The sequence below is a fragment of the Pseudomonas sp. NCHU5216 genome, assembly GCF_052156495.1.
Classification (GTDB): Bacteria; Pseudomonadota; Gammaproteobacteria; order Pseudomonadales; family Pseudomonadaceae; genus Aquipseudomonas.
Genome location: NZ_JBQLIX010000031.1, coordinates 1 through 25,684, shown reverse-complemented (window position 1 = coordinate 25,684; position 25,684 = coordinate 1). Strand labels below are relative to the sequence as shown.

General features: G+C 65.5%; 19 protein-coding genes. 8 read left to right on the top strand and 11 right to left on the bottom strand.

The window, feature by feature from the left end:
* Nucleotides 1–138: 138 nt before the first annotated feature.
* From ACSVIK_RS19110 to rbsD, 6 genes are read left to right on the top strand one after another with little or no spacing between them, the layout of a single operon-like run.
* Complete coding sequence (locus ACSVIK_RS19110) at nt 139–1,095, top strand: sugar ABC transporter substrate-binding protein (RefSeq protein WP_442445807.1); 957 nt, start codon at nt 139–141, stop codon at nt 1,093–1,095.
* Between the two features lie 11 nt (nt 1,096–1,106).
* The gene (locus ACSVIK_RS19105; RefSeq protein ID WP_442445840.1) at nt 1,107–2,660 is read left to right on the top strand and encodes a sugar ABC transporter ATP-binding protein; all 1,554 of its coding nucleotides are present in this window, start codon (nt 1,107–1,109) and stop codon (nt 2,658–2,660) included.
* Nucleotides 2,657–3,637, top strand: a complete 981-nt coding sequence (locus ACSVIK_RS19100) for an ABC transporter permease (RefSeq protein ID WP_442445806.1) — start codon at nt 2,657–2,659, stop codon at nt 3,635–3,637. The genes ACSVIK_RS19105 and ACSVIK_RS19100 overlap by 4 nt, the downstream gene beginning before the upstream one ends.
* A 6-nt stretch (nt 3,638–3,643) precedes the next feature.
* Nucleotides 3,644–4,660 carry a LacI family DNA-binding transcriptional regulator gene (locus ACSVIK_RS19095; RefSeq protein ID WP_442445805.1) on the top strand — a complete coding sequence of 339 codons (1,017 nt, stop codon included), beginning with the start codon at nt 3,644–3,646 and terminating at the stop codon, nt 4,658–4,660.
* An 11-nt stretch (nt 4,661–4,671) separates the two neighbouring features.
* Nucleotides 4,672–5,580 carry a ribokinase gene (rbsK, locus tag ACSVIK_RS19090; protein WP_442445804.1) on the top strand — a complete coding sequence of 303 codons (909 nt, stop codon included), beginning with the start codon at nt 4,672–4,674 and terminating at the stop codon, nt 5,578–5,580.
* Nucleotides 5,577–5,981 (top strand): D-ribose pyranase, encoded by a 405-nt coding sequence (gene rbsD / locus ACSVIK_RS19085; RefSeq protein ID WP_277372415.1) that lies wholly within the window; start codon nt 5,577–5,579, stop codon nt 5,979–5,981. Before rbsK ends, rbsD begins: the two co-directional genes overlap by 4 nt.
* Before the next feature lie 43 nt (nt 5,982–6,024).
* Here the strand turns inward: rbsD and ACSVIK_RS19080 are convergent, their stop codons facing one another.
* Together ACSVIK_RS19080 and ACSVIK_RS19075 are read right to left on the bottom strand one after the other, a co-directional pair.
* On the bottom strand, nt 6,025–6,579 hold the full coding sequence (locus ACSVIK_RS19080) for an RNA 2'-phosphotransferase (RefSeq protein WP_442445803.1): 555 nt from the start codon (nt 6,577–6,579) through the stop codon (nt 6,025–6,027).
* A gap of 43 nt (nt 6,580–6,622) precedes the next feature.
* The gene (locus tag ACSVIK_RS19075; RefSeq protein ID WP_442445802.1) at nt 6,623–7,267 is read right to left on the bottom strand and encodes a TetR/AcrR family transcriptional regulator; all 645 of its coding nucleotides are present in this window, start codon (nt 7,265–7,267) and stop codon (nt 6,623–6,625) included.
* 230 nt (nt 7,268–7,497) lie between these two features.
* Between ACSVIK_RS19075 and moaA the strand changes: the two genes are divergently transcribed.
* Nucleotides 7,498–8,493 carry a GTP 3',8-cyclase MoaA gene (gene moaA / locus ACSVIK_RS19070; protein WP_442445801.1) on the top strand — a complete coding sequence of 332 codons (996 nt, stop codon included), beginning with the start codon at nt 7,498–7,500 and terminating at the stop codon, nt 8,491–8,493.
* Between the two features lie 177 nt (nt 8,494–8,670).
* Here moaA and ACSVIK_RS19065 read toward each other — a convergent pair whose 3' ends face one another.
* The 9 genes from ACSVIK_RS19065 to ACSVIK_RS19025 all read right to left on the bottom strand — a co-directional run bounded on the left by ACSVIK_RS19065 (nt 8,671) and on the right by ACSVIK_RS19025 (nt 20,012).
* Entirely contained in the window at nt 8,671–10,035 is a 1,365-nt protein-coding gene (locus ACSVIK_RS19065) for an NCS1 family transporter (RefSeq protein WP_442445800.1), read from the bottom strand.
* Nucleotides 10,036–10,240: 205 nt separating this feature from the next.
* Nucleotides 10,241–10,975, bottom strand: coding sequence for an aspartate/glutamate racemase family protein (locus ACSVIK_RS19060; protein ID WP_442445799.1), 735 nt, complete (start codon nt 10,973–10,975; stop codon nt 10,241–10,243).
* Nucleotides 10,976–11,015: 40 nt separating this feature from the next.
* Nucleotides 11,016–12,482: an NCS1 family nucleobase:cation symporter-1 gene (locus ACSVIK_RS19055; RefSeq protein ID WP_442445798.1), complete on the bottom strand. Its 1,467-nt coding sequence runs from the start codon at nt 12,480–12,482 to the stop codon at nt 11,016–11,018.
* A 499-nt stretch (nt 12,483–12,981) separates the two neighbouring features.
* A complete protein-coding gene (locus ACSVIK_RS19050; RefSeq protein ID WP_442445797.1) occupies nt 12,982–14,622 on the bottom strand; it encodes a BatD family protein in 1,641 nt (546 codons plus the stop codon).
* Nucleotides 14,619–16,376: a VWA domain-containing protein gene (locus ACSVIK_RS19045; protein WP_442445796.1), complete on the bottom strand. Its 1,758-nt coding sequence runs from the start codon at nt 16,374–16,376 to the stop codon at nt 14,619–14,621. Before ACSVIK_RS19045 ends, ACSVIK_RS19050 begins: the two co-directional genes overlap by 4 nt.
* Nucleotides 16,373–17,380: a vWA domain-containing protein gene (locus tag ACSVIK_RS19040; RefSeq protein WP_442445795.1), complete on the bottom strand. Its 1,008-nt coding sequence runs from the start codon at nt 17,378–17,380 to the stop codon at nt 16,373–16,375. Before ACSVIK_RS19040 ends, ACSVIK_RS19045 begins: the two co-directional genes overlap by 4 nt.
* A complete protein-coding gene (locus ACSVIK_RS19035) occupies nt 17,373–17,867 on the bottom strand; it encodes a DUF4381 domain-containing protein (protein ID WP_442445794.1) in 495 nt (164 codons plus the stop codon). Before ACSVIK_RS19035 ends, ACSVIK_RS19040 begins: the two co-directional genes overlap by 8 nt.
* Nucleotides 17,864–18,808: a DUF58 domain-containing protein gene (locus tag ACSVIK_RS19030; protein ID WP_442445793.1), complete on the bottom strand. Its 945-nt coding sequence runs from the start codon at nt 18,806–18,808 to the stop codon at nt 17,864–17,866. The genes ACSVIK_RS19035 and ACSVIK_RS19030 overlap by 4 nt, the downstream gene beginning before the upstream one ends.
* 244 nt (nt 18,809–19,052) lie before the next feature.
* The gene (locus tag ACSVIK_RS19025; protein ID WP_442445792.1) at nt 19,053–20,012 is read right to left on the bottom strand and encodes an AAA family ATPase; all 960 of its coding nucleotides are present in this window, start codon (nt 20,010–20,012) and stop codon (nt 19,053–19,055) included.
* Nucleotides 20,013–20,620: 608 nt separating this feature from the next.
* Here ACSVIK_RS19025 and ACSVIK_RS19020 point away from each other — a divergent pair.
* Nucleotides 20,621–25,462 (top strand): NAD-glutamate dehydrogenase, encoded by a 4,842-nt coding sequence (locus ACSVIK_RS19020; RefSeq protein WP_442445791.1) that lies wholly within the window; start codon nt 20,621–20,623, stop codon nt 25,460–25,462.
* Nucleotides 25,463–25,684: the final 222 nt, after the last annotated feature.

The window sequence follows — 25,684 nt, the reverse complement described above, 5'->3', positions numbered from 1 at the left end:
TCGCGCGCTCCGATGTGCCGTGGCGCCGTGTTGTTCCCCTCACGAAAATTTGACAAGGCACCGTCCATTTCATAATTTCTGCCTCTCGCAAACGTTTGCGTATCGATAAGAACGACAATAACCACGGAGTACTCCCTCATGTCCGGTTTCCGTCCTGCCCGTCTCTGCGCCGCCATCGCTCTTGGCGCCGCCGCTCTTGTCAGCCTTTCCACTGCATATGCCGCCGAAGGCGAGCCGCCGCGTGTGGCGCTGGTGATGAAGTCGCTGGCCAACGAGTTCTTCCGCACCATGGAGGACGGCGCCAAGGCCTATCAGAAGGAACATCCCGATCAGTTCGAGCTGGTCGCCAATGGCATCAAGGATGAAACCGACACCTCGGCGCAAATTCGCATCGTCGAGCAGATGATCGTGTCCAAGGTCGATGCCCTGGTCATTGCGCCGGCCGACTCCAAGGCCCTGGTGCCGGTGATCAAGAAGGCCAGCGACGCGGGCATCAAGGTGGTCAACATCGATAACCGCCTCGACCCCGAAGTGGTCAAGAGCAAAGGCCTGGACGTGCCCTTCGTGGGCCCGGACAACCGCAAGGGCGCGCGTCTGGTGGGTGAATACCTGGCCAAGGAAAAGCTCAAGGCCGGTGACGAGGTCGGCATCATCGAAGGCGTTTCCACCACCACCAATGCCCAGCAGCGCACTGCCGGTTTCAAGGATGCGATGGAAGCGGCTGGCATGAAGATCGTCAGCGTGCAGTCTGGCAACTGGGAGATCGACCGCGGCAACGCCGTGGCCTCGGCCATGCTCAATGAGTACCCGAACCTCAAGGCACTGCTGGCCGGTAACGACAGCATGGCCCTCGGCGCGGTGTCGGCCGTGCGTGCGGCGGGCAAGAAGGGCCAGGTGCAGGTGGTCGGTTACGACAACATCAACGCCATCAAGCCGATGCTCGAGGATGGCCGCGTGCTCGCTACCGCCGACCAGTTCGCCGCGCGCCAGGCGGTGTTCGGCATCGAAGCGGCGCTCAAGCTGGTCAAGGGTGAGCCCACCGGCGCGAAAGACGGCGTGATCGAAACTCCGGTCGAACTCGTGACCAAACCGTGACCCACGCGGTAGTGGCCGGCGAGACCGTTCTCGCCGCCCGCAATATCGGCAAGACCTACGCTCAGCCCGTGCTGGGCGGGGTCGAGCTGGAGCTGCGCGCCGGTGAAGTGCTGGCGCTGACCGGCGAGAACGGCGCCGGCAAAAGTACCCTTTCCAAGATTTTCTGCGGGCTGGAGCAGCCGACCACCGGCTCTTTGAGTTTTCTCGGCCAGCCCTATGCGCCGGCCAGCCGCCGCGAGGCCGAGCGCCTCGGCGTGCGTATGGTGCTGCAGGAGCTCAACCTGCTGCCCACCCTGACCGTGGCCGAGAACCTGTTTCTCGACAACCTGCCCAGCCGCGCTGGCTGGATTGCCCGTGGTCGCCTACGCGAGATGGCCCGTGAGGCCATGGCCCGGGTCGGCCTGGAGGCGGTGGATCCGGATACGCCGGTGTCGGCGCTAGGTGTCGGCCATCAGCAGATGGTGGAGATCGCCCGCAACCTGATCGGTGACTGCCGCGTGCTGGTGCTGGACGAGCCCACGGCGATGCTCACCGCCCGCGAGGTGGATCTGCTGTTCGAGCAGATTCAGCGCTTGCGTGCCGCTGGTGTGGCCATCGTCTACATCTCCCACCGCCTCGAAGAGCTGGCCAAGGTGGCGCAGCGCGTGGCCGTGCTGCGCGATGGGCAACTGGTGGCGGTGGAAGCCATCGACCGCTACAGCAGCGACGAGCTGGTCACCCTGATGGTGGGCCGCGAGGTCGGCGACGCCATCGACCTGGGTGAGCGGCAGATCGGCGCGCCACTATTGCAGGTGAGCCAGCTCAGCCGGCGCGGCAAGGTGGACGAGGTGTCGTTCAGCGTGCGGGCAGGGGAGATCTACGGCATTTCCGGGCTGATCGGCGCCGGTCGTACCGAATTGCTGCGTCTGATCTACGGCGCCGACCGTGCCGACAGCGGCCAGGTAGCCATCGGTAACCCGCCTGTGCCGGTGCAGGTGCGTTCGCCCGCCGAAGCGGTACGCCACGGCATCGCCCTGATCACCGAAGACCGCAAGGGCGAAGGCCTGCTGCTCGGCCAGCCGATTGCCGCCAACCTGGCGTTGGGTAACATGCCGGCGGTTTCCCGGCACGGCGTGCTGCGCCCGGCGGCCGAACAGGCGCTGGCGCAGCGGCATATCGATGCCATGCGCATCCGTTGCAATGGTGGCCAGCAGGCCGTGGTCGAGCTGTCCGGTGGCAACCAGCAGAAGGTGGTGATTGGCCGTTGGTTGGAGCGTGACTGCCAGGTGCTGCTGTTCGACGAGCCGACCCGTGGCATCGATGTTGGTGCCAAGTTCGAGATCTACGGCCTGCTCGGCGAGCTGGCGCGCCAGGGCAAGGCGCTGGTGGTGGTGTCCAGTGACCTGCGTGAGCTGATGCTGATTTGCGACCGCATCGGCGTGATGTCGGCCGGCCGCCTGATCGAAACCTTCGACCGCGACGACTGGAGCCAGGATCGTCTGCTGGCTGCCGCGTTCGCCGGCTATCGCAGCCGCGAGGCCTTGCTCGACGAGGCCGTTCCCCCGTTACAGGAGCTTTCCCGATGACCACTCCATCCGCCATGCCCGCCAAACGCAGTGGCCTGCATCAGGGCCTGGGCACCTACCTCGGCCTGGCTGGCGCGTTGCTGGCGATGATCGTGCTGTTTTCTTCGTTGAGCAGCCATTTTCTCTCCTACGCCACCTTCACCACCCTGGCCAACCAGATTCCCGACCTGATGGTACTGGCGGTGGGTATGACCCTGGTGCTGATCATCGGCGGCATCGACCTGTCGGTGGGCTCGGTGCTGGCCTTGGCGGCAGCCGTGGTCAGCGTGGCCACCCTTGGCTTTGGCTGGGGCATCCTGCCCGCCGCGCTGCTGGGCATGGCTTGCGCGGCATTGGCCGGCAGCGTAACCGGCATCATCACCGTGGCCTGGGGCATTCCCTCGTTCATCGTCTCCCTCGGCGTACTGGAGATGGCCCGTGGTGTGGCCTATCAGCTTACCGATTCGCGCACCGCCTATATCGGCGATGCCTATGCCTGGTTGTCGACGCCGTTCGCCGCCGGCATCTCGCCGTCCTTCGTCATCGCTCTGCTGGTGATTGCCGCCGCGCACCTGCTGCTGACCCGCAGCGTGTTTGGTCGCTACCTGGTGGCCATTGGCACCAACGAAGAGGCCGTACGCCTGGCTGGAATCAACCCCAAACCCTACAAGGTGTCGGTGTTCGCCCTGATGGGCCTGCTCGCCGGCCTGGCGGCGCTGTTTCAGATTTCCCGCCTGGAAGCGGCTGACCCGAACGCCGGTTCCGGCCTGGAGCTGCAGGTGATCGCCGCCGTGGTGATCGGCGGCACCAGCCTGATGGGCGGGCGTGGTTCGGTGATCAGCACCTTCTTCGGCGTGCTGATCATCTCCGTGCTGGCGGCGGGCCTGGCGCAGATCGGCGCCAGCGAGCCGACCAAGCGCATCATCACCGGCGCGGTGATCGTGGTGGCGGTGATCCTCGACACCTACCGCAGCTACCGCGCCAAACGTCGGGCCTGAGCACGCATGGCCACCATCAAGGACGTCGCCGCACTGGCCGGTATTTCCTTCACCACGGTGTCACACGTGGTCAACGGCACCCGCCCGGTGAGCGATCAGGTGCGGCGCAAGGTGGAGGCGGCCATCGCCGAACTGGGCTATGTGCCCAGCGGCGTGGCCCGTTCGCTGCGCGTGCGCGCCACCGGCACCATTGGCCTGCTGGTGCCCAACGCCAGCAACCCCTATTTCGCCGAGCTGGCGCGGGGCATCGAAGACCACGCCGAGCGCAACGGTTACAGCGTGATCCTGTGCAACTCCGATGACGACGGCGACAAGCAGTTGCGTTACCTGCGGGTGCTGCTGGAGCGGCGCATCGACGGGCTGATCGTCGCCACCGTGGCCAGCGACCCGGCCTTCGCCCAGGCGCTGGCGGCGGTAAAGGTGCCGCTGATGTTGGTCGACCGTTCCCTGGACGGGGTGCAGGCCGATCGCGTGCAGGTCGACCATGAGCTCGGCGGTTACCTGGCGACCCGGCATCTACTGGAGCTGGGGCACCGGCGTATCGCCTGCATTGGCGGGCCGGCCAGTACCCAGGTGGTGCAGTTGCGCGTGGCCGGTTATCGACGCGCCCTGAGCGAGGCGGGCATAGAGGCGTTGCCGGTGGTGGACTGCGCTTTCACCAGCCCGGGTGGGCACGCCGCTGCGCAGGCGCTGCTGAGCAGCGCCGATGCACCCACGGCGATCTTCGCCGGCAACGACATGATCGCTCTCGGCGTGCTGCGCGCCGCAGCCGAGCGTGGGGTCAGGGTGCCGCAGCAGCTCTCGCTGGTGGGCTTCGACGACATCGAGGTCAGCCGTTACCTGCATCCAGCGTTGACCACCGTGGGCCAGCGCATCGGCCAGCTTGGCGAGCAGGCGGCCCAACGGCTGCTGGCGCGGGTGCGTGAGCCGGGGTTGGAGGCCGAGCAACGCCTGCTCGAACCGACCCTGATCGTCCGCGAGTCCAGCGCTGAACATTATTCCAGTGGGCGCAAGGCGCCCTGAGGCAGAGACAGATGCAAGGCAAAGTGCTGGTGGTCGGCAGCTTGAACATGGACCTGATCGTGCGCGCGCCACGCCTGCCGCGTGGCGGCGAGACCCTGGCCGGGCAGGCTTTCGCCACCGCCGCTGGCGGCAAGGGCGCCAACCAGGCCGTGGCTGCCGCGCGGCTTGGGGCGCAGGTGGCGATGATCGGTTGCGTCGGGGCTGACGCATACGGGCAGCAACTGCGCAGCGGGCTGATCGAGGAGGGTATCGATTGCGCGGGCGTGGAAACGGTTGATGGCGTACCCACGGGTATCGCCTCGATTCTGGTGGACGATGCCGGACAGAACGCCATCGTCATCGTCGCCGGTGGCAATGGCGCGCTGACGCCTGCGCATCTGGAGGCCCAGCAGCACCTGCTGGCCGCAGCGCAGGTATTGATCGTGCAACTGGAGGTGCCGGATGCCAGTGTCGAGGCCGCCATGCGCGTGGGCCGCGAGGCGGGGTGTACGGTCATCCTCAACCCGGCACCCGTGGCCGGGCCGTTGCCGGCGCACTGGTACGCCATGGCCGATTACCTGATTCCCAATGAAAGCGAGGCTGCCGCCCTGACCGGCATGCCGGTGGATTCACCGCAGTCGGCGCAGCTTGCTGCGCACAGCCTGTTGCAGGCCGGCGCTTGCCGCGTGCTGATCACCCTTGGCGCGCAGGGCGTGCTTTATGCCGATGCCGAGCAACAGAGGCATTTCAGCGTGACGCCGGTGCAGGCCGTGGACACCACGGCAGCCGGCGACACCTTCGTCGGCGGGTTCGCCGCTGCCCTGGCGGCCGGCCAACCGCTGCCGGCGGCCATCGCCCTGGGCCAGCAAGCCGCAGCCCTGGCGGTGACCCGGCCAGGCGCCCAGCCTTCGATCCCTTATCGTCACGAGTTGCCCGCATGAAGAAGACCCCACTGCTCAACGCCGAACTCTCCGCCGCCATCGCCCGTCTCGGCCATGGCGATGTCATCGTCATCGGCGACGCCGGCATGCCGGTGCCGCCTGGCACGCCCTGCATCGACCTGGCGCTGACGGCCGGCGTGCCGGACTTCGTCACCACGCTCAAGGTGCTGCTCAGCGAAATGCAGGTGCAGGGCCATCTGCTGGCCCGCGAAACCCTGGAGGTAGCGCCGCCGGCGCTGGCGGAGATCGAGGCGTTGACGGCAGATGGCGAGCTGGGCGAGCGGCAACTGCTCAGCCACGATGAACTCAAGGCAGCCTGCCGCACGGCACGCGTGCAGATCCGCACGGGTGAGTGCCAGCCCTACAGCAATATCGCCCTGATCGCTGGCGTGACTTTCTGAGCCGTTTGGGAGGCTGCGCGGGGCAGCGACCTGAAGCCTGTGTTTACAGCGTTTCTTCTGCGATGAAATCCGTGGGCACATGGCTGGTCAGCCACACCCCGTTCTCCGCCTGATAGAAGCAGAAACCCTGCGCATGCATGCGTTGCGCCGCAACCTTCAGCACCACAGGTTTTCCATAACGCTGGCCTACCGCAACGGCGGTGGGGATGTCCTGCGACAGGTGGACATGGTGGCGCGAGCCCGGGATCAGGCCCTGTTGTCGAATCGACTGGAGAAAGCGGGTTGCCGTGCCGTGGTAGAGAAACTCCGGTGGCGTCCTTTCGACATGTTGCAGGCTCACGCTGCTGGTTGAGTGGCCCTGGACTGCACGGATGCGCAGGCCATCGGCGGAAATGCTGAAGCGCTTCTTGTCGCTGCTGTCGACCACCGCCTGGATCAAGGCCTTGTCCAGGGCCCGCCCAGCCTTGGTTGCTGCGCTTATCAGCGATTCGAGATCGGCCCAACCTTCGCTGTCGAGTCGCAGGCCGATGGCTTGTGGCTCATGCCTGAGCACATAGCTGAGAAACTTGCTGGTTTCGTTGAGTCGTTTGCTATCCATACGCTTTGTCATCTCCAAGGTGAGACGGGCTGCTCGTCAGCCATCAATCGCCGCTTACCCGCTCACTGGCGCTGCCCGGCGCAGGTGCGACCTCGCAGCCCTTGAGCACCAGGCGGATGATGGTCTGCGCGGCGGCTTCATAATCGGCGTCGTCGAGCTTGGCCTTGCCGGTGACCACGGAAATCTGCCAGTCGAAGTCGGCGTAGGTCTGGGTGGCGGCCCAGATGCTGAACAGCAGGTGGTGGGGATCCACGCTGGCCATCAGGCCCTGGTCGATCCAGCGCTGGATGCAGGCGATGTTGTGGCTGGCCTGGGCGTTGAGCTGTTCGGTTTGCTGTGGCGACAGGTGCGGCGCGCCATGCATGATCTCGCTGGCGAACACCTTAGAGGCATGCGGCAGTTCGCGGGAAATGCGGATCTTCGAGCGGATGTAGGCGGTGAGTACTTCGCCAGGCTGGCCCGGCTGGTTGAACGGGGCCGAGGCGGCGAGCAGGGGCTCGACGATGCTTTCCAGCACCTCGCGGTAGAGGTTTTCCTTGGACTTGAAGTAGTAGTAGACGTTGGGCTTGGGCAGCCCGGCCTTGGCGGCGATGTCGCTGGTCTTGGCGGCGGCGAAGCCCTTGTCGGCGAATTCCTCGCTGGCGGCTCGCAGGATCAGCTCTTTGTTACGCTCGCGAATGCTGGTCATAAACCCTTGATTTCCCTGGCCGCCGGGCGGCGGCAAGGCATGGTAGCACTGGCCTTTGCGCGGTCTCAAGGCGAGGGGCGTGCACCGCATTTGGTCAGTAACTGCAGAGGCTTTGCGTTTTCCTCGATATGCCGTTTCGGCTATGGCCGAGTGCCGTTGCCGGCTCGCCACGATGGAGTGATAGCCTCTAAACTCTGTGCTTTCTATCTCGCATTTTCTGGAGTCCGGCTTTGTCCAGCACCCAGCTCGTCGACCCCTTCGGTCGCCGCATCACCTATCTGCGTCTGTCGGTGACCGACCGTTGCGATTTTCGCTGCACCTACTGCATGAGCGAGGACATGGTCTTCGCGCCGCGCGCGCAGATCCTCACCCTGGAGGAGCTGTACACCGTGGCCGACGCCTTTATCGGCCTGGGGGTGAAGCGCATCCGCATCACCGGTGGCGAGCCGCTGGTACGCAAGAATCTGCTCAGCCTGCTGCAACGCCTGGGGCAACGCGAGGAGCTGGAAGACCTGGCGATCACCAGCAATGGCTCGCAGCTCAGCGAGCTGGCGCCGCAGTTGCGTGCCGCTGGGGTCAAGCGCCTGAACATCAGCCTGGATTCGCTGCAACGCGAGCGCTTCGCCGCTTTCACCCGGCGTGACCGCCTGCCGCAGGTACTGGCCGGCATCGAGGCGGCGCGGGCGGCCGGTTTTGCGCGGATCAAGCTCAACTGCGTGGTGCAGCGCGGGCGCAACGACGACGAGGTGCTGGACATGGTCGAGTTCGCCATGGCCCGAGGCCTGGATATCAGCTTCATCGAGGAAATGCCGCTGGGCAGCGTGGTCAGCCATAGCCGCGAGCAGACATTCTGCAGCAGCGACGAGGTGCGCCAGCGTATCGAGCAGCGCCATGCCCTGGTGCGCAGCAGCGCCAGCACCGGTGGGCCGTCACGCTATTGGCAGGTGGCGGATAGCGATACGCGCATCGGTTTCATTTCGCCGCACAGCCACAACTTCTGTGGCGACTGCAACCGCGTGCGGGTCACCGCCGAAGGCAAGCTGGTGCTTTGCCTGGGGCATGACGATGCGCTGGATCTCAAGCGCCTGCTGCGCAGCCATCCGGGGGACAGCGAGCGCCTGCGTCAGGCCTTGGTCGATGCCTTGCGCCTCAAGCCGCAGCAGCACCACTTCGCCAGCGACGAGCAGGTGCAGGTGGTGCGCTTTATGAGCGTCACCGGCGGCTAGGCTTTGTACGAAAAGTGCCTGCGCTCGGTGATGCTGCGTTGAAATCGCTCTCAGAATGCTCATTTACAACGCGTAAACTGCGCTTCTTCGAGCGATTTCGCCTTGCCTGACCTTCGCTCGACGACTTTTCGTACAGAGCCTAAGGCGCCGGGTCGCCAGACCTGGCGCAGGCCTGCTTCAGCTACGGAAGCGAGCGCAGGCGGGCAGGTACTGCATCATCAGGTAGTAGCTCAGCCCGGCGGGGAGCAGGCTGGCGTACCAGGACACCGCCGGCAGGCTCAGGGCGACACCGGCGCCGAGCAGCGAGGCGGCGATGGCCGCGTAGTTCACCCCGCGATAGGGGCCGTTCTCGTCGTACAGCTTGGCGATGTCCAGTTGCCGGCGGCGCAGGATGAAGTAGTCCACCACCATCACCGCGAAGATCGGGCCGAGAAACGCCGAGTAGGTCTGCACGAAGATTTGCAGGCCCGCCGAGGATTCGTCCTTGACCAGCTCCCAGGGGAAGGTGGCGAAGGCGAGCAGGCCGACGATGATGGTGGCGCTGCGAAACGGCAGCTTGAACACGTCCATCAGGATGTAGGTCGGTGGCACCACGTTGTTCAGCACGTTGGTGGTCACCTGGGCGAAGGCGATGAACAGCAGGGTGATGATCAGCAGGGGCGTGTTGTCCACCGCGTTGGCGAACACCTGGATCGGGTCGTTGACCCCGGTGGCGCCGGACACCATCAGGCCGATCAGGCCCATGAACAGGGTGCACGGCAGGATCGACATGGCGTAGAGGGTGGTCAGCAGGCCTGGGCCGCTGCCTTGCTTGAGCTCGCGGGAGTAGTCGCTGACGTTGAGCATCATGGTGCTGTAGATGCCCAGAAAGAGCATGGTGGCGCCCCAGAACGGCAGGCCCCAGGTGCCTTCGATGTTCACCAGATTGCTCATGATCTGCTCGCCGTAGCGGTTGATCACGCTGTAGAACATGTACACCAGGGAGAACAGGATGAACACGCTGCCGACGTTCTCCAGCCACTTGATGCCCTGGAAGCCGAAGATCGACAGACCGATCTGCAGCAACTGGAAGACGATGAAGTAGAACACCAGGTTGTCGAAGCCGAACATGGAGGCCGACACGGTGTTGATCGCCGCGGCGCCGATCCAGCTCTGGAAGCCGTACCAGACGATGGCCGGCACCGCCCGTACCAGCCCGGGGAAGCGCGTGCCGGCGAAGCCGAAGGCGCTGCGTGCCTGCACCATGAAGGGGATGCCGTACTTGTAGCCGGCGGCGCCATTGATGGCCAGGGCGATACCGATGATGAAGCAGCCGATGGCGATGGCCAGGGTCGCCTGCAACAGGTTGAGGGTACCGACGATGCTCGAGCCCATGGCGAAGGTACCGATGGACACACAGCCGCCAAACCAGGCCAGCAGGTAAGACACCCGGCCCATGATGCGGGTCTGCTGCGGAGCCAGGGACTCCGCCCCCGCGGCCTTGCTGGCGGTTGCTTGCTCAGGGTAATCGAGTGCTTGCGAGACGACGTTTTCACTGTTCATTGCAGGAGCCTCTCAGGAGGGATCAGAACGGTTTTTCTTGTAGTTGTCTTGTCGTGCCCTATCAGGCTGTTGAAAAATTACCTCGGCTTTGGCTTCCTGCGTCGCTCTACCTCCTGCATCCATGCAGTCGTCGCCTACGTTTTCCAACGGCCTGCTAACTCGGCAGGGGCCATGCGCCTCGATGAGCCGAGGCGCGTGTCTGTCATCAACCGCCCGAGAGGTAGTCGAACTGGCCGCTGAAGGCCTTGGGTCGGGGGAAGTCCAGGTCGCCATGCTTGCTGGTGCCCAGACCCAGGCTGACCAGCGATTCGGCCAGTTTCACCGCCGCTGTCACCCCCTCGACCACCGGCAGGCCGACGGCATCGCTGATCTGCGCGGTCAGGTCGGCCATGCCGCCGCAACCGAGCACGATGGCGCCGATGTTGTCCTCGGCCTTGGCCCGCAGGCATTCGTCGATGATCCGCTGCAGCGCGCTGTCACCGCTGTCTTCCAGATCCAGCACCGGAATCTCGGCGGCGCGAACGCGCCGACAATGATGGGCGAAGCCATAGTTCTGCAGCAGGTGCTCGGCGATGATGCCGGTGCGGCCCAGGGTGGTGACGATAGAGAAGCGGGTGCTGATCAGGGTGGCCATGTGGAAGGCCGCCTCGGCAATGCCGATCACCGGAGCACGGGTCAGCTCGCGCGCGGCGAGCAGGCCGGGGTCACCGAAACAGGCGAGGATGTAGGCACCCGTACCCTCGCGCTCGCCCTTGCGCACCTCCTCGAGCACACCGACGGCACTGATGGCCTCATCGAAATGGCTTTCTATCGAGACCGGGCCGCTGACCGGGTTGCTCGCCACGATCTGCGTGCCCGGTGCGGCGATACGGCTGGCCGCCTCGCCGATCTTCTCGGTCATGCTGGCAGTGGTGTTGGGGTTGATGACGCGAATCTTCATGAGGGCTCTCGTTTCGGTGAGTGGGCGTGCGGCGCCGGTTTCAGACCGGGGCGTCGGCGTTTTTCAGGGCGCGTGCCTGGCCGTGCATCAGGCCGTAGTGCAGCAGGGCACCGAGCAGGGCGCCGAGCAGCCAGGCATAGCCCGAGAGCTGCGCCAGTGCCGGCAGCCAGACGGTGGAGACGGAGAACAGCGAGGCGACGACGAAGGCGATCAGTGCCTTGCGGTTCCAGCCGCCATCGAAGTGGTAGGCGCTGCCGGCTTCGGCGCTGAATAGCTGTTGCAGGTCGAGCTTGCGCCGCCGCACCAGGTAGTAGTCGGCGACGATGATGCCGTACAGCGGGGCCAGCACTGCGCCCAGGGTGTCGACGAAGGCGGCGATGCCGACATGGCTGATGAAGGCCACCCACAGCGCGCCGATGAAGAAGGCGATGGCGGCGGTGATGAAGCCGCCGGTACGTGCGCTGATATGCGCCGGTGCCAGGTTGGCCAGGTCATAGGCCGGCGGGATGAAGTTGGCCACCAGGTTGATGCCCACGGTGGCGGCGAAGAAGGTCAGCGCGGCGATGATGGTCAGCGCCAGGTTGTCCACCCGCGCGACGATGTCGGTGGGGTTGGTCAGCGTCTCGCCGAACACCACCACGGTGCCGGCGGTGATCACCAGGGCGATCAGCGAGAAGAACGCCAGGCTTACCGGCAGGCCGAGGAAATTGCCCAGGGTCATCTGCTTTTCGCTTCTGACGAAGCGGGCGAAGTCACCGTAGTTGATCACCACCGCGGCGAAGTAGGCGACCATGGTGCCGACCACGGCGAAGAAGGCGGCTACCGGGCCGGCCTTGTATTCGCCCGTGCCGCTGAAGATGTTGCCCAGTTCGCTGAGCAGGCTCGGCCCGGCCTTGTACCAGATCAGCAGCATCAGGGCGATCATCACCACATAGACCAGCGGCCCGGCCCAGTTGAGGAAGCGGGTGATCCAGCTCATGCCGCAGACGAACAGGCCAACCTGGAACAGGCAGACGATCACGTAGGACAGCCAGCCGATGGCGGTCAGGCCCAGGTAGAGGGCCGGGTCTTGCGGCTGCAGCAGCGAGTTGAGCAGCAGCGCCACTGCGGTGGAGGCGAAGTAGGTCTGCACGCCATACCAGAAGATGGCGACGATGCCACGGATCAGCGCGGGGAAGTTGGCGCCGCGCACGCCCATGCTGGCACGGGCGAACACCGGGAAGGGGATGCCGTACTTGACGCTGGGTTTGCCGGTGAGCTGCACCAGGCCCATGACGATGAAGCCGGCGAGCACGATGCCGGCCAGCACCGCCCAGCCATTGAGCCCGTAGGAGATGAACAGGGTGGCGGCCAGGGTGTAGCCGAACAGGCTCTGAATGTCGTTGGACCAGACGTTGAAGATCTCGAACCAGCCCCAGGTGCGTTTTTCCGGGGCGAGCGGGGCGAGATCCTCATTGTGCAACGTCGGGTCGATGTGCTTGATGCGGAACTCTTCGGCGGTGGACATGGCAGCTCCCTGATTATTGTTGTGCCCAAGGACGTTTAGGCCACCTCAAAAAACTACCTGCGTTGCCATCGCTGCGTTAAAAACAGGCTCAGAATGCTCATTTACAACACGTAAACCCGAGTGCGGGCCCAGTGCTTTCTTCGCCTGTTTTTGCCTTGCGCTGCCTGCCTCGCCTATGTTTTTAGAGGTGCCCTTAGGAGGTTTGTCTGCAGGTTCCGTTCCGTTTTGTCGCTTCCGGCTGAAAAGATTGCTGTATACAGGCGGTCGACTAACTGAAAGGATTTTTATGAGGGAATTTGTACACATAAATGCTGTGCATGAACATGTTTTGTTTGCATTTTGTGTACAAAATTAATTTTTATTGAGCACATGAATGCCGCCGGATTGAACGGACGACATGGGCTGGAGGAAGGAGAATAAGGCGCTGGCTGCGCCTTTTCAGGGCGCAGAGCAGGCTTGCGCCTTGTCTTGGTGCGGCGGTCGGCCGTGAGGCTTGCCGTTAGCGTGGATACAGGGGCGGCAGGGCGCTGGTTTCCGGCGCTGCGCTGCTTGGCTCCTGGGCGGCGGGCAGGCTGCGGATGGCTTTCCACAATTCCTCACCTTGCCATTGCTGGCCGGTTTCGCTGTACAGCGCAGCATTCAAGCTATCGAGGGCGTCGGACAGCGGCACGTCGCGCGCGGCCATGTCCGCCAGGGTTTCCGGCTGTTGGCGCGCCCAGGCGTCGAGGGCGTGGCGGGTGGCCTGGGCATCGCCCATCAGGCAGGCGCGCTTGAGGTCGTCGAGCAGGGTGCGCGGGCTCGGGCCGCTCTGCGCCGCCCGCAGGATCGCTGGCTGGCGACGCGCGTGCCACCACAAGCCGAAGCCGAGCAGGGTGGTCAGGGCGAGCAGGGCGCAGGCCAGTTGCCAGGGCCACAACGGGGCACCTTCCATGCGCTGCACTTCGCTGGGAATCGGCGTGACCGGCTCGTCCACCTGCAGCGCCGGGTTCTCCGCTACCTGCAGGGTGCGCGCTGGCAGGGTGGTGCGCTCCAGGCTGTCGGTCTTGGTGTTCCACCACACCACTTGCAGTGGCGGTAGCTCGAAGCTGCCGCTGCGGCTCGGCACCAGGGCTTCGCGATCCTCGCGGCTGCCGAGCATACCGGTGTCACTGGGTTGGTCGCTGAGCTGGGGTTGATCCGGGTAGCGGCGCAGGCCGTCGACCTGAGTGGCCGGCAGTGGCGGCAACTGTGCGCTGGACAGGCCATCCACCTTGAGGGTCAGGCTGCGGGTCAGGGATTCGCCCACCTTGGCCTGCTCTGGCTGAGGGTTCCAGCTTTCCGCCAGGCCCAGGGCGCGCGCCGGTAGCCAGGGCACGTCGGCCGGGTAAGCGGCGGGTTTGGGGCGTACCTGCAGGGGGATGTCCGGCGACTTGACCCGCGTCACGCGGCCAGGGCGCGGGCCGAAGGGGTTGAAATCGTTACCGCCGCGCTCGACCAGGGTGGCGCTGAACACCTGGCCGGGGATGATGAGCTGGCCGCTGCGCTGCGGGTAGATGGCATAACGCACTTCGATCACGCCATGGCGTACGCCGCCGATGTCCTTCTCGTAGGTACGCGGCTCGCCCAGGCGCTCGACACGGGCGTCGTCGATCTGCAGCGGCGTCAGGCTGCTGTCGTCATACAGCGACACCGAGTGGTAGATGCGCAGGGTGAGCACGGCCTGGGCCTGCACATAGACGCTTTCCTGATCGAGGCTGGCGTCGATGAACACCGGTGCCAGCTTCTCGCTCTTGCCGCTTTGCCGGGCAGGCTCGACCTGCAGGGTGATGGGCAGGCTGGCGGCGTCTTCCAGGCGGATCGGCGGAATCTCGACCTGGCCGCTGCGTTTGGGTTGTAGCGTGAGGATCCAGCGTGTCGCCGTGCGCGGGGTGTCGCCGAGGGTGGTCAGGCGGTTGACCTGGCGGCTGCCGAGAATCTCGAAGTCGGCGTCCAGCGGGCTGAGGTCGGGGCGACCGAAGCGGGTGGGGTCGGTGGACTCCAGGGTCAGCACTACGGTCTCGCCTTCGCTCAGGTGCGTGCGGTCGACGCTGGCGACGAACGCGTCGGCGTGGGCCAGGCCGCCCAGGAGCAAGAGAAAAAGCAGGCTGACGAGACGCTTCATCGGGATCGTTCCTGACGCTGTTGCTGTTCGTACCAGAATTTACGCCGCAGCAGCTCGCCCGGGTCGTCGGGAATCTGCCGCAGCCATTGTTCCAGCGCCTGCTGGCGCTCCTGGGTGGTGCCCAGGTCGGCATCGCTCATGGGTGTTTGCGGGGTAGCTTGGCCATCGGCCTCGCTCTCGGCGCTCTGGTCGCTGTCGGGGGTATCTTCGTTCGGCGCGGGCTGGGGCTGGTCAGCGTCGGCCTTGGCGTCATCGCTGGGCTTGGCTGCATTGTCTGCAGACTCACCCGACTGCGCGGCCTGGCTCTGATTGGCCTGCTCACCGGCTTGCGCCTGGTCGTTGCGTGACTGCTGCGGTTTCTGCGTCTGCCCGCCGTCCTTCTGTTCGGCCTGACGCTGGTGCAAGGCCTCTTCCACCAGGGCCTTGTTGTGCTGCGCGACGGCCAGATCGGGTTGCCGTTCCAGCGCCTGTTCGTAGGCGTCCAGTGCGGCTTCCAGTTCACCGGCCTTGGCCAGGGCATTGCCGCGGTTGTAGTGGTCGCGGGCCTCGTCGCCCTGGGCGAAGCGCTCGGCGGCGGCGCCATATTCACCAGCTTCGTAGAGCGCCTTGCCTTGCCACTGTGGGTTCTCGAAGCGTTGCGCCGCCTCGGCCGGGCGCTGCGCCTCGAGCAGGCGCTGGCCTTGTTGATCCGGGCGCAGCCAGAGGTCGTCGAAGCCGAAGGCGTAGCTGTTCTGCGTCGGCAGTATCAGCAGCAGGGGCAGCACCAGCAGCCAGCCGCGCCGGCCGGCGCAGGCGGCCAGCAGCAACAGCGGCAGGAGCAGCCAGTAGCCCTGATCGATGCGCGCGTCGAGCTGGGTGGGTTCACCGGCATCGCGCATCACCACGGGGGCGTCGAGCAGGCCGAGGCGCTTGAGGTCGCCGTCGTCCAGGCGAATCTGTGCGTAGCGCCCGCCCTGTGCTTCGGCGAACTGGCGCAGGCCCTGAGCATCCAGGCGCGGAATGACGATGCCGCCGTCGCGATCCTTGAGGAAGCTGCCGTCCTCCTGCGTCACCGGCGCACCTTCGCGGGTGCCAACGCCGAGGATCAGCAAGGGTGTGGCGCGGCGTGCCAGGGCCTGGGCGATGCCGCTGCGCTCCTGTTCGTCCAGGCTGCTGGTGATCAGTAGCAGGCGGCCCTGGCCCAGTTGCGCTTGCTCCAGCAGTTGCAGGGCGCGTTGCACGGCGAGGTCGGCACGTTGTCCGGCCTCGGGCATCAATGAGGGTTTGAGCGCCTCCAGCAGGTTGCGGCTGGTGGCCAGGTCGTCGGACAGCGGCACCAGGCTGTGGGCGCTGCCGGCGTAGACGACGATGGCGGTCTGCGCATCGCGACGCGCTTCGAGCAGGTCGAGCAGCTTGCGCCGGGCCTGTTCCAGGCGCGTCGGCGGCGTGTCACCGGCGAGCATGCGCGGGGTGAGTTCGAGTATGACCACCAGCGGGTCGGCCGGCTTCTGGCTGCTCTGCTGCACCTGCTGCCAACTGGGGCCGAGCAGGGCCAGCACGGTCAGCAGCCAGGCCAGGGCCAGTGCCAGCAGGGGCAGGCGGTTGCTGCGCTGGCCGCTGCCACTGAGCAGTACGGCATGGAAGGCGGGTGGTAGCAGTTGCTGCCAGCGCCCGCTCTGCCGTTCGCGGTGCCACAGGCGCCACAGCAGCCAGGCCAGCAGGGGCAGTGCCAGCAGCCACCAGGGCCGCAACCAGTCGGGCCAGAGCAGGCTCATCCTTGCCTCCGCAGGCGTTGCGGCCACTGCGGCCAGAGCGTGTGGCCGGCCAGCAGCAGGCTGCCGAGCAGGGCCAGGCTCAGCGGCCAGGCGTACAGGGCCTGGGCCGGGCGGGCGAGGATGGGCTGCTGGCTGACCGGTTCGAGACGATCCAGGGTCGCTTCGATCTGCTGCAGCTCGGCCTGGTCGCGGGCGCGGAAGTATTCGCCGCCGGTGGTGTCGGCGATACCGCGCAGGGTCGGTTCATCCAGATCCAGCCCGCTGCTGAAGCCGAACAACCCCAGCACATCGCTTTGCTGCGGATCGGCGCCGATGCCGATGGTATAGATGCGCACGCCTTCCTCGGCAGCCAGGCGTGCCGCGGTCATTGGCTCCAGTGTGCCGCCGTTGCTGGCGCCGTCGGTGATCAGTACCAGCACGCGGCTCTCGGCTGGGCGCTGGCGCAGGCGCTTGACGGCCAGGCCGATGGCATCGCCGATGGCGGTGTTCTTGCCGGCAATGCCGATCAGCGCTTCGTCCAGCCAGGTGCGCACGGTGTGACGGTCGAAGGTCAGCGGCGCCTGCAGGTAGGCCTGGCTGCCGAACAGGATCAGGCCGACACGGTCACCCCGGCGGCCTTCGATGAAGTCGCCGAGCAGGCGCTTGACCAGCTCCAGGCGGCTGACCGGCTCGCCGTCCCACTGCATGTCGGCATAGTCCATGGAGCCGGAGACATCCACCGCTAGCAGCAGGTCACGGCCGGTGGCCGGCAGCGGCAGGGGCTCGCCGACCCATTGCGGGCGTGCCGCCGCGCACAGCAGCAACAGCCAGATGCACGCCAGCGGCACCTGCTGGCGCCAACCGGGCAGGGCAGCACGGGCGCGGCGACCGCTGAGCGCCTGCAACTCGTCGAGAAAGCCGACGCGCAGCGCCGCGTCGCCGCTGTCGGCGGGCGGCAGCAGCAGGCGCAGCAGCCAGGGCAACGGCGCGAAGGCGAAGACCCACCACCAGGCGAACTCAAACATGCTTGCGAATCCAGGTGGCGATGGCCTGCTCGAGTTCCTCGATGGCCTTGTCGCTGAGGCTGCACTGCGGCTTGTAGGCGCCCTCGACCAGGATCATCCAGCGCGTCAGCCCGGCCGCCGGGCAGCGGTTGTCGAGGAAGGCCAGCCAGGCACGGCTGCTCAGGGTATGGCTGGCGCTGTCCGGGTAGCGCTCGCGGCACAGGCGCTTGAGCAGGGCATTGAGCTGTTGCAGCCAGGGGCCTGCCGGCGCGCCGTCATAGGGTTTGCGCAAGGTGGCCAGCTCATCCAGGGCAGCCTGGCGCAAGGCATCGAGCGGCTGCTCGGCGGCCACCTGGCGGGGCCGGCGGCGCCAGCGGCGCAACAGCCGCCAGAGGCCCCAGAGCAGCAGCGGCAGCAGGGCGGCCAGCAGCCACCAGCCAGGCGCCGGCGGCCACCAGGGTACCGGCGGTGGGTCGATCAGCGGCTGCAACTGATCGAGGGGATTCATGGGGTCTTCCTCGGGTGCAGGGCGCTGAGTTGCTCCTGCAACTGCGTCACCAGCTCGAACTGGGTGCTCAGTGGCAGCAAGGGCACACCGAGTTTCTGGGCCAGGCGTTGCCAGCGCGCTTCACGGGCCTGCCCCTGGCTGCGGTAGGCCTGGCGCAGGGCGTCGTTGTGGCTGTCGAGCTCGAGCAGGGCGCCGCCCTGGGTGAAGCGCAGCAGACCGGCGGCTGGCAGGGCATGGTCGAGTGGATCGGACAGCGGCAACAGCAAGAGGTCGGTATGCCGGGCGAGCAGGGTCAGTTGTTGTTCGGCGTTGTCGTTCAGAGCGCGCTCGTCGCACAGCACGATCACCAGGCTGCCGGGGCGCAGCACCTCGCGGGCGCGGCGCAGGGCCAGGCCGAGGGTATCGCGCGTGCTGGCCGCGGCGACCTCGGCAGTCAGCGCCTGGTTGGCGCGGGCCAGCAGGTTGAGCAGTTGCAGCAGGCTCTGCTTGCTGCGCCGAGGTTTGACCTCGTGGTGCTCCTGGTCGGCGAACACCAGGCCGCCGATGCGATCATTGTGTTCCAGCGCGGCCCAGCCGATCAGGGCGGCGGCACGGGCGGCGAGGACGGACTTGAAACACTGTTCGCTGCCGAAGAACAAACGCTGGCTCTGCTCGGCGATGATGAAGATGGGCCGCTCGCGCTCCTCGTGGAACAGCTTGGTGTGCGGCTCCTGGGTGCGCGCGGTGACGCGCCAGTCGATGGTGCGCACGTCGTCGCCAGGTTGATACACGCGCACCTGGTCGAAATCCACGCCGCGCCCGCGCAGGCGCGAATGGTGCAGGCCCACCAGCGGGCTGCGCCGTGCCGGGGTGGAGAATAACGGCACCTCATGCACCTGGTGGCGCATGTCGATCAACTCGCCGAGGGCGATATGGATGCCGGGGGGGGGGTGTAGGTGCATGGCGGCCTCAGACTGCCCTGCCGTGCTCCCTCTCCCATTCATGGGAGAGGGTTGGGGAGAGGGTTGGACGTTTCGATGCCCTCTCCCCCGGCCCCTTTCCCGCAAGCGGGAGAGGGGAGACATGCGTGCAGCCCGTAGCCCGGATGCAATCCGGGGATAGCGCTCGAACCCTCCCGGATCGCATCCGGGCCAGGCGGGGCTGAATGCTGGCTTGCAGCTCATGGCTTGCAGCTTGCGGCTGCATCTATGCCACCGCGACCACGTCGAGGATGCGCTGGATCACGCGATCCTGGTCGACCCCTGAGGCCTCGGCCTCGAAGGAGAGGATGATGCGGTGGCGCAGCACGTCGAACAGCACCGCCTGGATGTCCTCGGGGCTGACGAAGTCGCGCCCGGCCAGCCAGGCATGGGCACGCGCGCAGCGGTCGAGGGAGATGGAGCCACGCGGGCTGGCGCCGTAGGCGATCCACTCGGCCAGCTCGGCGTCGAACTTGGCCGGGGTGCGGCTGGCCATCACCAGTTGCACCAGGTATTCCTCCACGGCGTCGGCCATGTACAGGCCGAGGATTTCCTTGCGTGCGGCGAAGATTGCCTGCTGGCTGACCCGGTGCTCGGGCTTGGCTTCGCCGTTGAGGGCATCACCACGGGCCTGGGCGAGGATCTTGCGCTCCACGGCGGCATCGGGAAAGCCGATCTTCACGTGCATCAGGAAACGGTCGAGCTGCGCCTCGGGCAGTGGGTAAGTGCCTTCCTGCTCGATGGGGTTCTGCGTGGCCATGACCAGGAACAGGGGCGACAGATCATAGGTGGAGCGGCCCACCGACACCTGGCGCTCGGCCATGGCTTCGAGCAACGCCGACTGCACCTTGGCCGGGGCGCGGTTGATCTCGTCGGCCAGCACCAGATTATGGAAGATCGGCCCCTGCTGGAACACGAAGCTGCCGGTTTCCGGGCGGTAGATTTCGGTGCCGGTGATATCCGCCGGGAGCAGGTCGGGGGTGAACTGGATGCGGTGGAACTCGCCCTCGATGCCTTCGGCCAGCTCCTTGATCGCCTTGGTCTTGGCCAGGCCGGGCGCGCCCTCCACCAGCAGGTGGCCGTCGGCGAGCAGGGCCACCAGCAGGCGGTCGATCAGGCGGTCCTGGCCGAGAATCTGGGTGGAGAGAAATTGGCGTAACGCGACCAGCGCTTCACGGTGTTCCATCGGCGGACTCTTAATGGCGGTAGGCGAGTGCGGTTGCCCGGCACGGGCAGGTCGTCGACTTTAATCCATTTGCTGCTTCAGTCGCTATGTCGGGCATCACGGCGATGGCGACAAGCCGCCGGCATCCGACTGCAGTGACGAGCGAAGGTTGGCAATGAATGGGCAACGCCCGAACAGAACTTGCACCGTAACGGTGCAGCCTTGAAAGAAAATGTCGCAGCGCCGCAAGCCTTGGAGGGGCAAGCCTCGTTAAGCTGGCCCGCCAAGCGTGACCGATCGGTCGCCAGTTTCCGTCATGATCGTCCGGCTTCAGCCCGTGTCATCGTCGCTTCAGGGCACCTCTAAAAACGTAGGCGAGACAGCCAGCACAAGGCAAAAACAAGCGAAAAAGCGGAGTTTACGAGTTGTAAATGAGCATTTTGAGCTTGTTTTTAACGCAGTGATGGCAACGTAGGTAGTTTTTAGAGGTGTCCTTCATGGGCTAACGTTGAACTAACGGATGGATGGCGCGATCAAGTCTCGCGACTGCCTCTACCAGAGACACCTGTAAAAGATCGACGTTTTCCAGGTGTCCTTCTGTCGAACCACCAGCCCAATGGAGCAAAACCATGGCGTTCTTTACGGCGGCCAGCAAAGCCGACTTCCAGCAGCAACTGCAAGCGGCCCTGGCGCAGCACGTGAGTGAGCAGGCGTTATCACAGGTTTCCCTCTTCGCCGAACAGTTCTTCAGCATCGTTGCCCTCGACGAGTTGACCCAGCGGCGCCTGTCCGACCTGGTCGGCTGCACCCTGTCGGCCTGGCGTCTGCTCGAGCGCTTCGACCAGGCCAGGCCGCAGGTGCGGGTGTTCAACCCGGACTACGAGAAGCATGGCTGGCAATCGACCCATACGGCTGTGGAGATCCTCCACGGCGACATTCCCTTCTTGGTCGATTCGGTGCGCATGGAGCTCAACCGTCGCGGCTACAGCATCCACACCCTGCAGAACAGCGTATTCAGCGTACGCCGTGACAAGAACGGCGACCTCAAGGAAATCCTGCCCAAGGGCACCCAGGGCGACGGCGTGCTGCAGGAAGCGCTGATGTTCCTGGAAATCGACCGCTGCTCCAGCGCCAGCGAACTCAAGACGCTGGAGAAAGCCATCGACGAGGTGTTCGGCGACGTGCGCCTGGCGGTCACCGATTTCCAGCCGATGAAGGACAAGGCCCGCGAGCTGCTGACTTGGCTCGACCGTGCCAAGCTCAAGGTGGACAAGAGCGAGCTGGACGAGATCAAGGTGTTCCTCGGCTGGCTGCTGGACAACCATTTCACCTTCCTCGGCTACGAGGAGTTCACCGTGGTCGACAACGCCGAGGGCGGCCAACTGCAGTATGACGAAAAGTCCCTGCTGGGGCTGTCCAAGCGCCTGCGCCCGGGGCTGAGCGCCGAAGAGCTGCAGATCGAGCCGGAGGCGGTGGCCTACCTGCGCGAGCCGCAACTGCTGTCCTTCGCCAAGGCCGCTGTGCCCAGCCGCGTGCATCGCCCAGCCTACCCGGATTTCGTCTCCATCCGTGAGCTGGATGCCAAGGGCAAGGTGGTCAAGGAATGCCGCTTCATGGGCCTGTACACCTCGGCGGTGTATGCCGAGAGCGTGTGGAACATTCCCTACATCCGCCGCAAGGTGGCGGTGATCAAGCAGCATTCCGGCTTCGAGAGCAGCGCGCACCTGGGCAAGGAACTGGCGCAGGTGCTGGAAGTGCTGCCGCGCGATGATCTGTTCCAGACGCCGGTGGACGACCTGCTCAGCACCGCCATCGCCATCGTGCAGATCCAGGAGCGCAACAAGATCCGCGTGTTCCTGCGCCGCGACCCTTATGGCCGCTTCTGCTACTGCCTGGCCTACGTGCCGCGTGACGTGTATTCCACGGAAACCCGGATGAAAATCCAGCAGGTGCTGATGGAGCGCCTGCAGGCCACCGACTGCGAGTTCTGGACCTTCTTCTCCGAATCGGTGCTGGCGCGGGTGCAGTTCATCCTCCGTGTCGACCCCAAGAACAAGGTGCAGATCGACCCGCTGCGCCTGGAGAAGGAAGTCATCCAGGCCTGCCGCTCGTGGAAGGACGACTATGTCAGCCTGATGGTGGAAAGCCTCGGCGAGGCCCAGGGCACCAACGTGCTGGCCGAGTTCCCGGAAGGCTTCCCGGCCGGCTACCGCGAACGCTTCGCCGCCCATTCGGCGGTGGTGGACATGCAGCACCTGCTCAGCCTGAGCGCGGAAAAGCCGCTGGTGATGAGCTTCTACCAGCCGCTGGCGCAGAACGAGCAGCAACTGCACTGCAAGCTGTATCACGGCGACACGCCGCTGCCGTTGTCCGACGTGCTGCCGATCCTGGAAAACCTCGGTCTGCGCGTGCTCGGCGAATTCCCCTACAAGCTGCGCAGCGCCGATGGTCGCGAGTTCTGGATCCACGACTTCGCCTTCACCTATGCCGAAGGGCTGGATGTCGATATCCAGCAGCTCAACGACACCCTGCAGGATGCCTTCATCCACATCGTCAGGGGTGAGGCCGAGAACGACGCCTTCAACCGCCTGGTGCTGACCGCCGCCATGCCCTGGCGCGACGTGGCCCTGCTGCGCGCCTATGCACGCTACCTCAAGCAGATTCGCCTGGGCTTCTCGCTGAGCTACATCGCCGCCACCCTGATCAACCACGCCGATATCGCCAAGGAGCTGGTGCGCCTGTTCCGTACCCGTTTCTACCTGGCGCGCAAGCTCAGCGGCGAAGACCTGGAAGACAAGCAGCAGAAGCTCGAACAGGCCATTCTCGCGGCCCTGGACGACGTTGCCGTGCTCAACGAGGATCGCATCCTGCGGCGCTATCTGGATCTGATCAAGGCGACCCTGCGTACCAACTTCTACCAGCCGGGCGAGAGCGGCCAGGGCAAGAGCTATTTCAGCTTCAAGCTCAGCCCACGGCTGATCCCGGACATTCCCCGGCCGGTGCCGAAGTTCGAGATCTTCGTTTACAGCCCGCGTGTCGAGGGCGTGCACCTGCGCTTCGGCGATGTCGCCCGGGGTGGCCTGCGCTGGTCGGATCGCGAAGAGGACTTCCGCACCGAGGTGCTCGGCCTGGTCAAGGCGCAACAGGTGAAGAACGCGGTGATCGTGCCGATGGGCGCCAAGGGCGGCTTCGTGCCGCGCAAGATGCCGGCGGGTGGTTCGCGTGACGAGGTGATGGCCGAGGGCATCGCCTGCTACCGCATCTTCATCAGCGGCCTGCTGGACATCACCGACAACCTCAAGGATGGCGAGGTGGTGCCGCCGCTGGGCGTGGTGCGCCACGATGCCGACGACCCCTACCTGGTGGTCGCGGCGGACAAGGGCACCGCGACCTTCTCCGACATCGCCAACGGCATCGCCGCCGAATACGGCTTCTGGCTCGGCGACGCCTTCGCCTCGGGCGGCTCCGCCGGTTACGACCACAAGGGCATGGGCATCACCGCCAAGGGCGGCTGGGTCAGCGTGCAGCGGCACTTCCGCGAGCGCGGCATCGACGTGCAGAAGGACAACGTCACCGTCATCGGCATCGGTGACATGGCCGGTGACGTGTTCGGCAACGGCATGCTGCTGTCGGACAAGCTGCAACTGGTGGCTGCCTTCAACCACCTGCACATCTTCATCGACCCCAACCCGGACGCGGAAAAGAGCTTCGCCGAGCGCAAGCGTCTGTTCGAGCTGCCGCGTTCGAGCTGGGCCGACTACGACAGCAAGCTGATCTCCGAGGGTGGCGGCATCTTCCTGCGCAGCGCCAAGAGCATCGCCATCAGCCCGCAGATGAAGGCGCGCTTCGACATCGCCGCCGACAGGCTGGCGCCCACCGAGCTGCTCAATGCGCTGCTCAAGGCGCCGGTCGACCTGCTGTGGAACGGCGGCATCGGCACCTACGTCAAGTCCAGCCAGGAGAGCCACGGCGACGTCGGCGACAAGGCCAACGATGCCCTGCGCGTGGACGGCCGCGAGCTGCGTGCCAAGGTGGTGGGCGAGGGCGGCAACCTGGGCATGACCCAGCTCGCTCGCGTCGAGTTCGGCCTGCATGGCGGCGCCAGCAACACCGACTTCATCGACAATGCCGGTGGTGTGGACTGCTCCGACCACGAAGTGAACATCAAGATCCTGCTCGGCGAGATTCTCTCCTCCGGCGACATGACCGAGAAACAGCGCAACAAGCTGCTGGCGCAGATGACCGATGATGTCTCCGAGCTGGTGCTGGCCAACAACTACAAGCAGACCCAGGCGCTGTCGCTGGCCGAGCGCCGCGCGCGCGAGCGCATCGGCGAGTACAAGCGCCTGATGAATGCCCTGGAGAGCGCCGGCAAGCTGGATCGTGCCCTGGAGTTCCTGCCTTCCGACGAGGCGCTGAACGAGCGTGTCACCAATGGCTGCGGCCTGACCCGCCCGGAACTCTCGGTGTTGATCTCCTACAGCAAGATCGACCTCAAGGAATCCTTGCTCAAGTCCCAGGTGCCGGATGACGACTACCTGGCGCGCGAGATGGAAACCGCCTTCCCGGCCATCCTCACCGAGAAGTTCGGCGATGCCATGCGCCGTCACCGCCTCAAGCGCGAGATCGTCAGCACGCAGATCGCCAACGATCTGGTCAACCACATGGGCATCACCTTCGTGCAGCGTCTGAAGGAGTCCACTGGCGTGAGCGCGGCCAACGTCGCCGGGGCCTACGTCATCGTCCGTGACCTGTTCCGCCTGCCGCACTGGTGGGCACAGATCGAGGCGCTGGATTACCAGGTGCCGGCCGAGCTGCAACTGCAACTGATGGACGAGCTGATGCGCCTGGGCCGTCGCGCCACCCGCTGGTTCCTGCGCAGCCGGCGTAACGACCTGGACGCCGCGCGTGACGTGGCGCACTTTGCGCCGCGCATCGAGGCGTTGGTAGGGCGTTTGGACGAATTGCTCGAAGGGCCGGCCCGCGAGCAATGGTTGGCGCGCTACCAGAGCTATGTCGAAGCCGGCGCTCCGGAAGAACTGGCCCGTGTGGTCGCCGGCACCAGCCACCTCTACACCCTGCTGCCGATCATCGAGGCGGCGGACGTCACCGGCAAGGACGCCAGCGAAGTGGCTGCGGCCTACTTCGCCGTTGGCAGTGCGCTGGATCTGTCCTGGTATCTGCAGCAGATCACCAACCTGGCGGTGGAGAGCAACTGGCAGGCGCTGGCCCGCGAGGCCTTCCGCGATGACCTGGACTGGCAGCAGCGTGCCGTCACCGTGTCGGTCTTGCAGATGGCCGACGGCCCGCAGGAACTGGAAGCGCGTCTGGCCCTGTGGCTGGAGCAGCACCAGCGTCTGGTGGATCGCTGGAAGGCCATGCTCACCGAGCTGCGTGCTGCTACCGGCAGCGATTACGCCATGTACGCCGTGGCCAACCGCGAGCTGATGGATCTGGCGCAGAGCGCCTGATCTGCGCTACCTCCAGCCGCAACGACCAGGCCCCGCGATTGCGGGGCCTGGTCGTTTTTAATGGTTCTTCGCGGGATCTCGGGGAAATCAGTATTGGCACCGGACTGGCAAGTTTGTGTGCTTGTTCGGGGGCCTGTTCCGAATAGCCGCGTTTTTGTTGATGTTTTTGGTTTCGCCCTCCCGGGCGAGTCACTTTTGCCCGGATGGCCGGCCCGACAAAAG